Below are 10,299 nucleotides of genomic sequence, written 5' to 3' on the forward strand. Positions count from 1 at the left end.
CCCCAGATATGCCAGCCGCCGCCTCGACCCCCTCCCTTGAGACTCTCTTCATAACCCGCCATACTTACGGCGAGAGCGGGCGCGGGGGGCGCCCGAGTCCAAAAGAGAGGTGGCCCATGGGCCAGGACACGCGTGAGGCGGCCATGCGCCTCAAACGCGAGCATGACGCCGTCGTGCTCGCCCACTATTACGTGCCGGCAAAAACGCAGGAGCTGGCCGACTTCGTGGGGGACTCCTTCGCCTTGGCCCGCATCGCCACCACCTGCGATGCCTCCACCGTCGTCATGGCCGGCGTGCGTTTCATGGGGGAGTCGGTGAAGCTGCTCAACCCTGGACGCCGCGTGCTGCTGCCCGAGCCCAGGGCCGACTGCCCCATGGCCCACATGGCCGACCCCGCTTTCGTCGCCCGCTGCCGCGCCGAGGAAGACGACATTGCCGTGGTATGCTACGTGAACTCCACGGCCGAGCTCAAGGCCCTCTCCGACGTGTGCGTGACCTCGTCCAACGCCGTGGCCGTGGTGCGGGCGCTCCCCCAGCGCTCCGTGCTCTTCATCCCCGACGAGAACCTGGGCCGCTTCGTGGCCGAGCAGGTCCCCGAGAAGCGCGTCATCCTCAACCCCGGGTGCTGCCCCATCCACCGCGACATCTCTCCCGCGTCCGTGACCGCAGCCAAGGAGCGGCACCCCGGTGCCGTGGTGCTCGCGCACCCGGAGTGCTCGTCAGCCGTGCTCGCAATGGCCGACGTCGCAGGCTCCACGGCCGAGATCATCGGCGCCATCGAGGCCTCGGACGCCACCGACTTTGTCGTGTGCACCGTGAACGGCGTGGGCCACGAGATCGCCCGCCGCTGCGAGGGGAAAGGCAAGCGGGTGCATTTCCCCTCCCCTGCCCCGTGCTGCCCCGACATGGCCGCCATCACGCCCGAGAAAGTGATCGCCTGCCTGGAGACAGGCTCGGGCGAAGTGGCGCTGCCGTCGTGCGCCGAGGCGGCCCGGGCACCCCTTGAGGCCATGCTCGAGCTTGCCGCCGCAGGCGGTGGGAACCGATGAGGCGCGAGTCGTGGGACGTCGTGGTCGCCGGCGCCGGGGTAGCCGGGCTTTTCTGCGCGCTCAATCTGCCCGAGAAGACGCGCACGCTCGTGATCTGCAAGGAGGATGCGGCCACCTGCGACTCCATGCTCGCCCAAGGGGGCATGTGCACCCTTGCCAACCCGGCCGACCGCGAGGCCTGGATCGCCGACACCCTGGCCGCCGGGCACAACGAGAACAACAGGGCCGCCGTCGAGGCCATGGTGGATGCGTCGCCCGCCGTGACCCGGGCGCTCGTGGAGCTGGGCGTTGAGTTCGACCGGAGCCCCGACGGGCGCCTGGACTACACCCGGGAAGGCGCCCACAGCCGGCCACGCATCGTGCACCGGGCCGACACCACGGGCGCNGCCGTCACCGANGCGCTGCTCGCCGCCGNGCGGGCCCTGCCTTGGGTGGAGGTGCGNGAGCACAGCCNNATGGNAGACCTGCTTGTGGAGGGCGAAGGCAAAGGCCGGCGCTGTGTGGGCCTGCTNGCCCGCNATGGGGGNGNCCCCGTGGAGCTTCTTGCCAACGCCTGCGTGCTGGCCTGCGGCGGCGTGGGCGGCCTCTACGAGCGCTCCACCAACTACCCCTGCCTCACAGGCGACGCCATCCGCGCCTGCGAGCGACACGGCGTGGCCACGGAGCACTTGGACTGGGTGCAGATCCACCCCACGTCGCTCTTTACCGACAAGCCCGGCCGCGCCTTCCTCATCAGCGAAAGCTGTCGCGGCGAGGGAGCCGTGCTCGTGGGTGCCAACGGCGAGCGCTTCTGCGACGAGCNCGCGCCCCNCGACGTGGTGAGCGCCGCCATCCGGAAACAGATGGAGCGCGAGGGGTCGCGCTTTGTGCGGTTGGACTTCTCTGCCGTGGGCGAGGACGTGGTGCGCGGCCACTTCGCCCACATCTATGAGACGTGCCTCGCGGCCGGCCCCGACATCCTCGCCGAGCCGGTGCCCGTGGTCCCGGCTCAGCACTACCTGATGGGCGGCATTGCCTGCGACCTGTGGGGGCACACGTCTATGACCGGGCTTTTCGCCTGCGGCGAGACCGCCTGCTGCGGCGTGCACGGCAAGAACCGCCTGGCGAGCAACTCGCTTTTGGAGAGCCTGGTGTTCTCGGCCCGCTGCGCCGAGGCCATTTCGGGGCGTGCGCCGCGCGTGGCCCCGGGAGCCGCGCATCCCAAAACCGCCGAGGCCTGCTGAGCCGCGCCTGTCGAGAGGNAAGTCCATGNGCCCTGAGAACCTGGCCCNTGCGGNCGAGCCCGTCATCCGCGCCGCCCTGCGCGAGGACATGCCCTTTGGAGACGTCTCTTGCGACGCCGTTGCGGACGGCCCGCGACGCGCCCAGGTGCGTCTCATCGCCAAGCAGGACGGCGTCATCTGCGGGCTCGACGTCTTTGAGCGCACGTTCCAGCTGCTAGNCGCAAGCGCATTCTTTGCGGCGGACGTGCAAGAGGGCGACGGGGTTCGCTGCGGCCAAGACCTCGGCNCCGTGGAGGGCGACGTGCGGGCACTCCTCTCGGCCGAGCGCGTGGCCCTCAACTTTTTGCAGCGCATGAGCGGCATCGCCACCCATGCGCGGGCCATGGCGGCCCTGCTCGATGGGACCGGCATCCGCCTGGTGGACACCCGCAAAACCACGCCGGGCCTTCGGGTGCTCGAGAAGGAGGCCGTGCGCGTGGGCGGCGCGGGCAACCACCGGTTCTGCCTGTCCGACGGCGTCATGCTCAAGGACAACCACCTGGACGCCGCCGGAGGCATCATGGCCGCCGTGGCCGCGGCCCGCGAGCGAGCGCCGTTCGTTCGCAAGGTGGAGGTGGAGGTGGAGACGCTGGAACAGGTGGCCGAGGCCGTGGATGCGGGCGCTGACATCGTCATGCTCGACAACATGGACCGCGACGCCATGGCCNCCGCCGTGCGCCTCATCGACGGTCGCGCCGAGGTGGAGGTCTCGGGCAACGTGGANGAGCGCCGCGTAGCCGAGCTTGTCGACCTGGGTGTTGACTATGTGAGCTCGGGCGCCCTCACCCACTCGAGCCCCATCCTGGACCTCTCGCTGAAACACCTGCGCTACCTGTAGGCGCCGCCCTGCCGCCTGGTCCCTGCCGNCTGGTCCCTGCCGCCTGGTCCCTGCCGCCTGGTCCCTGCCGCCTGGTCCCTGCCGCCTGAAAGCGATTGAGGGCGCGCTCAATCGCTTTCAGGCGGCAGGCGGGGATGCGGCGGAGAGGAAGCGCCGTTAGGAGCAAGCCCCTCACCAAGGAAAAGAGACTGCGCCGTCATCGCGCTGCCGGAAATCGCGATTACCGGCCGCGTTCGTCCCCACAAGCGGCCGGCAATCGCGGTCTCCCGCCACTTTGGCGAGAGGAAAACCGCGATTTTCGGCCGTTTTCCCTCAGCAGGTCNGCCGGAAATCGCGATTTCCGGCGCCCACTCCCAATTGCCCTTGGGTGGAGACGAGACCATCCGTCCCCAGCCGNTTTCAGGCGCAGCGCCGTGGTCGCCGGAGANGCCGCTGCGCGCCCGCATCTGGGAGAGGGCCGACGGGACCAGGGAGGACATCGAGGACNANGGCCCCGAGGCTGTGGGTGCGGCTGGCCTCCAAGTGCCGCGACAAATCAACCTGGTACCTTGTCATCACACGCGGCGGACGAACAGCCCGCAGAAGGGCTTGGGCGTGAACCAGGTGGACTTGGGGGGCATGAGCTCCCCGGCGTCGGCCACGGCCATGAGCTCGTCGATGGCCGTGGGGCACACCGTGAACGCCACGGCGTCGCCGGCCTCGCGGGCGGCAGCCTCCAGCGCCTCCGGGCCCACGGTGCCGGCCGCATAGGTCAGGCGCGGGTCGCGGCGCGGGTCGGCCACCGAGAGCACCGGCCCCAGCACCCGCTCCTGCAGGGCCGAGACGTCCAGGGCGGCCACCGGGTCGTCCCCCTCGGGCTCGGGCGCCCGGAGCAGCCACCAGCACGCGCCGTCGAACATGCCGAACGCGCCCTTCTCGTCGGGGGCCACCGGGCCGTCGGCCGGCGACGNCGAGAAGCCCGCGGCCTCCACGGCGGCTGCGAGCCCCTCGCGCTCGGTCTCACCCACGCCGCCCACCATGCGGTGGTACGGCAGCACCTTGAGCTGCCCGGCGGGAAACATCGCCACGAGCACTCGGTTGCAGGGGGCGTCGGCGGGCAGGGACGGGTCGGCCGCGCGGCGCGCCAGGGCAACCCGCACGGCCGAGGCGGCCCTGTGGTGCCCATCGGCCACATAGGCCGCGCCCACGCCCGAGAAGGCCTCCGCCAGCGCGCGGCCCTTCCCGCCGGCCGGCACGCGCCACACGGTCTGGGCCACGCCGTCGGCCGTGAAGCGGTAGAGGGGCTCGCCGCCCCGCACGTCGGCCACGGCGCGGGACACGTCGTCGCTGTCGCCGAAGGTCAGGAACACGGGGCCGGTCTGGGCGCCCAGGGCGTCGATGTGCGCCGCGCGGGCGTCCTCCTTCTCCTCCAGGGTCGACTCGTGACGCCGCACGGTGCCGTCGAGGAACGACTCCACGGACAGGCAGCCCACCACGGCCGTCTGCCGGTGGCCGCCCTTCTCCATGGTGTAGACGTAGAGGCNCGGCTCNNCGTCCTCCACCAGCATGCCGAGCTCCCGGCGCCACTCCAGGAGGTCGCGGGCCTTGGCGTAGGCNTCGGTGAGATCCACGTGGGCCTCGAGCGGGTAGAGGGTGTCGGGCCAGTCGATGGCGAGGAACGACAGCGGGTTGGCCGCCACCAGCCCGAAGGCGCGGTCGCGGTCGAAGACGTCCAGTGGCGCCGAGACCTGGCACCCCACCAGGCGGGGCGCCGGCCTCAGGCAGCGGAACGGGGTGAGCTCCATGGCAGCTACCGGTAGAGGTCCAGCAGGCCGTCGCGGGTCTCCGGCACGCCCTNNAGCTCCCGCTCGGNCCTGGCGGCGGCCACATACCAGCCCCAGATGTCGTCCAGGGCCGGGGTGGCCACACCGGCGGCGGCCGCCACGTCGCGGATGGCCTTGAGGCCGTAGGCGAAGTCGGCCGAGAAGTAGCGCGACGAGAAGTCCGGCACCCAACGGCCGGCCTCCGTCTCCCTCATGGGCGAGCGCAGCCCCGCGAAGGCCGGGATGGACGAGATCTTGCGCGTCATGGACGGCACGTCGGGGCTCTCATAGTGCTCCGTGAGCGGCCGTACCCCGGAGAGGTCGAGCTCCGGCAGGGCGGCGCACACGGCCTGGACCTCGGCGTCGGCGGCGAGCAGGGCNTCGGANGCGGCGNCGTCCCAGCCCTCGTAGAACAGGTGGTTCTCGGGGTNGGAGNCGCCGGGCACNCAGTCGGAGAACATCGTGCGGATGCGCGAGGTGTGCAGCACCGGGTTGGACGGCGTGAGCGTCATTGCCAGGTAGCTGCCCAGACACGTCGCCGGCATCCGGAANAGGTCCGCGAGCTCGCCNNCCACCTCCGCCGTCTCGGACGACGGGATGGCCGCCACCTGAAGCGACGGCTTGCGCCCCAGCTCAAAGACGCTGCGGCCCCGCTCGGCGATGCGGGCCACGGAGTGCACGCGCTGGAGGCCGCACACCACGGCGCCGGCCTCGAGCAGCCCGGCGCAGAAGAACTCGGCGTCGGCGCCGGGAACAAAGCACACGCGCTGGCCCGGCTCCACGAGGGGCGCGAGCTCGGCGCACAGGCGCCCGAACAGGTAGACCGGGTAGGTCACGAAGACGTAGCGCGCTCCGGCGGCCCCCTCGGCGAGGTCGGCCGTCACGCAGGCGAGTTCGCCGGTGGACAGCACGTCGCCGTCCGGCGCGAGCACGTCCACCGTGCGCGACCACTCCCGCGGCCGCGAGGTCACCACCGCCACCTCGTGGCCCCGGGCGGCGAACTCCGCCGCCATGAGCGTGCCGACGTTGCCGGCACCCACCACACAGGTTCTCACGGCCCCTCCTAACCCAGGTAGCCGTGGAGCGCGGCCACGAGCCTGTCGTCGTCGGCCCGGTCGCGCACGGCGATGCGCACGAACTGGCGCCCGTCACGCACCACCTTGGCCGAGAGGTCCTTGATGAAGAGCTCCTGATCGCACAGCAGGCGCTCGGTGAGCTCGGAGGCCGTCATGGCACCCTCGACCTCCACGAGCAGGTAGTTGGCCTGGCTCGGCATCACGCGCAGGTGCGGCACCCCGGCCAGCTCCGCGGCAAAACGCGCGCGCTCGGCGCGGAGCTCGTCGAGGCTGCGGGCGTAGTCGGCCTTGTACTTCTCGGCGACCTGCAGGTAGAACTCCGCGAGGGAGTTGATGTTCCAGATGGCCACGTCGCCCTTGAGGGCGTNGACGAGCCCCTTGTCGGCCGAAGCCGCCACACCCAGGCGCAGGCCCGGCACGCCGTAGCTCTTGGAGATGGACTTCACCACCACCATGTGGGGGAAGCGCGCCAGGCGCCCCTCGTCGAGGAAGCTGCTGCCCGGCTCCTCGGCGAAGTCCGCGAACGACTCGTCGTAGACCAGGCGCACGCCGTTGTCCTCGCACCACTGGGCCACGCGGCAGACGTCGGCCACCGGCAGGTAGTTGCCCGTGGGGTTGTCGGGGTTGATGAGCACGAGCTGGCGCACGGGGTGCTCGGAGAAGAAGGAGACGATGTCGTCGGCCGTGTAGGCGAAGTCCGGGTCAGAGGGCACGTAGGTCACNGCGTCGGCGGCGCGGCCGCGGTTGGGGTACTCCTCGAACGTGGGACGGATGTGGCCGCAGGGGCCCTCGACGGCGGCGTCGGGGTTCTCAAAGAGCGCCTTGATGAGCTCGGCAGCGCCGTTGCCCACCACCACGCGGTCCTGGGACACACCGAAGTTCTTGGCCGCGAGCAGGGAGTTCACGCGCATGCCCGAGGGATACTGGGTNACGAGGGTCTCGAAGCTGGCCTTCATCTCGTCCATGAGGCGCTTGGGCGGGTAGAACGGGTTCACGAGGTAGCAGAAGTCCACGAGGTGCGGATAGCGCCAGTAGCCGCCGTAGCGCGAGGCCACGAGGCGGGTGCGCACNTCCTCGCCCACGGCGAACATGGACTCGGCGATGTCGAGGTCCTGCAGGTCGTCGATCTCGTACCACTTCTGGCCGGTGAGGCGCTTGGCCAGGATCTCGCTCGTGTCGACCATGGTGATGACGCGGAGCACCTGCTCGTAGTACTCGTTGTTGCCCAGGGCCTGGCTGTAGGCCTTGAGGAACGGCACGTAGACGTTGCGCGAGAACTCCTTCGAGAACTTGTAGATGTTGACCGTCTTGTAGTAGCGGTCCATGTCCTCGAAGCGGAACCGCTTGCCAGGCACGAACGACAGGATCGAGTCGTCGTCGTCCAGTGTGACCACGGTGCCGTCCATCCAACTCTCGTACCTGTCGACGAGGGCGAGGGTGGGCCTGGGGTCGTNCACNAGCTCGGAGAGTACGCCCTCCTCGAAGATGAGGTCGCTCTCCAGGAGGAGGGTGTCGTCCTCCTGGAGCTGCCCGGCGGCCAGGGCCAGCGAGTAGATGTTGTTGGTGCGGTCGTAGACGGGGTTGTCCACGAACTCGATGGGCGTGGNCACGTCGAGGGTGGAGATGTAGTCCTTGAGCCTGCNGGCCTCGTAGCCCACCACGACGACGATGCGCGAGAGCCCCAGGCGGTCGAGCTGGGTGAGGGCGCGCTCGATCATGGTGACGCCGTTGACCTTGACCATGCACTTGGTGTTGTGGGCGGTGAGCGACTTCAGGCGCTTGCCCATGCCGGCCGCGAGAATCAGTNCTTGCATTACCTCTCCTCAGCGTTGGAGGGTGTTCACGACGTAGCGCGGGTCCATGGCCTGGAGCTCCGCGAGGGAGTCGATCTCGGCGACGTCGTCGAAGGTCACGGGCTCCACGTGCACGTCGTAGCGGTCGCGGGCCAGCACGCAGGGGACGTCGTCCCAGAANCGCTGGCGGTTGNCCTCCTCGGCGAAGGCCACGGGCAGGTCCTCGGCCAGATGGGCGCCGTCCTCGGCGGTCCAGTAGCTCACACCGAACATGTGGCAGCAGTCGGTGCCGCCGCGGTGCAGGTCGAGGATGCGGCCGTCGGCGTCGGTGTCGAAGCACCAGTCCTCGGTGGACGCCACGGGGACGCCCAGGTAGCACGACCGGTATCGGTAGGGGGTGATGATGGACGGGTTCTTGATGTAGAGGTCGCTCTCGAACACGTAGGCGTTGCGGAACCGGTCGCCCGCGGCCACGGCGCTCGAGATGTTGTTGGTGGAGTCGAAGAGCGGGTTGTGGACCAGCTCCACCTGCGGCCAGCGGCGGCGCAGGAGCTCGAACTGCTCGGCGCGGTAGCCGGTGACCACGCAGATGCTCTCGATGCCGGCGTCCACCAGGGGCTTGACGATGGTGTCGATGATGGGCGTGCCGCAGACGTCCACCAGGGGCTTGGGCGTGTTGACGGTGATGGGCGCCAGCCGGCTGCCCAGGCCGCTGGCCAGAAGCACCGCCTGGCGGGCGCGGTAGGGCTCGAGGTCCGCCAGATCGGCCTCGGTGGCCGTNCCCGACCTCCAGCNGTCCAGGCGCTCGTCGAACTCTGCGCGGGTGAGTATGCTNACNGGGTTGCTCCCTCCTGGGCGCGCTCCGGCGCCCCGATGCGTCTCTCTGCGGCGGCCGAGAAGGTCTTGGCCGCCTTGTACCAAACGTAGAGCCACTCGCCCACGGGGTTTCCCATGGCCTCCTTGTACATGGCCCACACATACCAGTACCAACCCACCACGGCCACGGCCGAGAGGAACCGCGCCTCCTCGGCGGCGGTGGCGGGGCGCCCCAGGTAGACCGGCAGGACGGCCAAGGCCTCGCCGACGGAGTAGCCCGAGCCCTGGGCCACAAAGTTGCCCAGGTCGCAGAACGGGTCGCCCATGGCGGCGTACTCCCAGTCGATGAGGCGCATGGCGTCGTCGGTCACCAGCAGGTTGGGGCCGTAGAAGTCGTTGTGGCAGAGCACGGGGTCACCGGCGTCCGCGGCCATGGCGCGGGCGAGCACGGCCACCCGGGCCTCCAGACCGTCGAAGTCGCGCGGCAGCGGGTAGTCGCGGCGGCGGAGGAGCCCGGCGATCCTGGTGCCCTCCTCGAAGAAGTCGAACGACCAGGGCGACGTGNCGCCGCTCCCGTGGAGCCGGCGCACGAGGGCCAGGGCCCNCTCCACGTCGCGGGGGTCGCGGTAGTCGAAGTCCCGGCAGCCCTCCACGAACCGCGAGACCTTCCAGCCCTGCTCGGGGTCCTCGAAGACGTAGGTGTCGTCGAGGCCGAGGTCGCGGGCCACAGCCAGGGCGTGGGCCTCGGCGGCGCGGTTGACGATCTGGTCGGTGCCGGCGCCGGGGTGGCGGTAGATGTAGCGGGTGTCCCCCACGGAGAAGACCGTGGAGAGGTTGGTGAGACCGGCCGAGACGGGCGCGAGGCCGCGGATGTCGTCGCGGGGGCAGCCCAGGGTGGTGCAGATGTTCTCGAGGATCGCGGAGTCCACGTTGGCGAAGAAGTCGTGGTCGAAGGCCATGAGGTCGCCGAGGTAGTCGAACTCGAGGACCGCGCCGGCCGGCAGCTCCTCCACGGCCATGGGGAGCTCGGCGGCATGCTCGGCGAAGACCTGCTCCCAAAGCTTGGGCGCCGTGGCCGGGAGGGCGTACTCCTCGCCGAGGATGGCGAGGTAGCGCTCTGCGAAGGCACGGTCGAGGTAGGCGGGGCCGAGGAGGTAGAGGCCGCCATCGCCGCCGCGGGACACGTGCGCGATGTGCCCCTGGGGGTCGACCGTGACGACCTGCTCCTCGGTGGGACCCGTGGCGCGGCAGACCGAGAAGACCGACTCGTNGCGGTAGGGGCNGAAGGGGTNNTCGCAGAAGTACTCGTCGGACGACACCACGTAGGAGTTGCCGAGCCAGGCGCGCGCGGCCCAGACCGAGCCGTTGTTGTTGCGGGCGGCGTGGTCGGGGTTCTCCACGAGGGTGACGCCGAAGTCCTCCTCCAGGTAGAAGAAGGCCTCCTTCATGTGGCCCACCACCACGACGACGTCCCGGACGCCGGCCTCGCGGAGCTGGCGGATCTGCCGCTCCACGAGCACCTCGCCGCGCACCTCGAAGGCGGCCTTGGGGCGCTCGAAGGACAGCGGCGACAGGCGCGTGCCGGCACCGGCCGCGAGAATCACGGCGTTGCGCACGCGGTAGGGCTCGAGGGCGGCGAGACCGTCCGGGGTGGGGGCACCAT

The 10,299-nt window shown here is 70.3% G+C and carries 6 protein-coding genes and 2 pseudogenes; 3 read left to right on the forward strand and 5 right to left on the reverse strand.

Annotated elements, in window-relative coordinates:
* Positions 1 to 116: 116 nt before the first annotated feature.
* From nadA to nadC, 3 genes are all read left to right on the forward strand, one after another.
* Positions 117 to 1,049: a quinolinate synthase NadA gene (gene nadA, locus JX283_RS06770; RefSeq protein WP_135978399.1), complete on the forward strand. Its 933-nt coding sequence runs from the start codon at positions 117 to 119 to the stop codon at positions 1,047 to 1,049.
* Entirely contained in the window at positions 1,046 to 2,272 is a 1,227-nt protein-coding gene (locus JX283_RS06775; RefSeq protein ID WP_204829894.1) for an L-aspartate oxidase, read from the forward strand. The genes nadA and JX283_RS06775 overlap by 4 nt, the downstream gene beginning before the upstream one ends.
* Positions 2,273 to 2,297: 25 nt before the next feature.
* On the forward strand, positions 2,298 to 3,149 hold the full coding sequence (gene nadC, locus JX283_RS06780; protein WP_204829895.1) for a carboxylating nicotinate-nucleotide diphosphorylase: 852 nt from the start codon (positions 2,298 to 2,300) through the stop codon (positions 3,147 to 3,149).
* Between the two features lie 554 nt (positions 3,150 to 3,703).
* Here nadC and JX283_RS06785 read toward each other — a convergent pair.
* The 5 genes and pseudogenes from JX283_RS06785 to JX283_RS08875 form a co-directional block, all read right to left on the reverse strand.
* A complete protein-coding gene (locus JX283_RS06785; protein ID WP_204829896.1) occupies positions 3,704 to 4,933 on the reverse strand; it encodes a DUF1015 domain-containing protein in 1,230 nt (409 codons plus the stop codon).
* Positions 4,934 to 4,938: 5 nt separating this feature from the next.
* Positions 4,939 to 6,006 carry an NAD/NADP octopine/nopaline dehydrogenase family protein gene (locus tag JX283_RS06790; protein ID WP_204829897.1) on the reverse strand — a complete coding sequence of 356 codons (1,068 nt, stop codon included), beginning with the start codon at positions 6,004 to 6,006 and terminating at the stop codon, positions 4,939 to 4,941.
* Positions 6,007 to 6,014: 8 nt separating this feature from the next.
* Entirely contained in the window at positions 6,015 to 7,841 is a 1,827-nt protein-coding gene (locus JX283_RS06795) for an aminotransferase class I/II-fold pyridoxal phosphate-dependent enzyme (protein ID WP_204829898.1), read from the reverse strand.
* 492 nt (positions 7,842 to 8,333) lie between these two features.
* Positions 8,334 to 8,795 (reverse strand): annotated as a pseudogene (locus JX283_RS08870) (sugar phosphate nucleotidyltransferase); the annotation flags it as partial.
* 185 nt (positions 8,796 to 8,980) lie between these two features.
* Positions 8,981 to 10,252: pseudogene (locus JX283_RS08875) on the reverse strand (NTP transferase domain-containing protein); the annotation flags it as partial.
* Between the last annotated feature and the right edge of the window lie 47 nt (positions 10,253 to 10,299).

It is taken from the genome of Olsenella sp. CU969, assembly GCF_905219715.1.
Taxonomy (GTDB): domain Bacteria; phylum Actinomycetota; class Coriobacteriia; order Coriobacteriales; family Atopobiaceae; genus Granulimonas; species Granulimonas faecalis.

Coding starts and splice junctions, on each gene's coding strand:
- nadA (WP_135978399.1), top strand. CDS start 117: ATGGGCCAGGACACGCGTGAGGCGGCCATGCGCCTCAAACGCGAGCAT.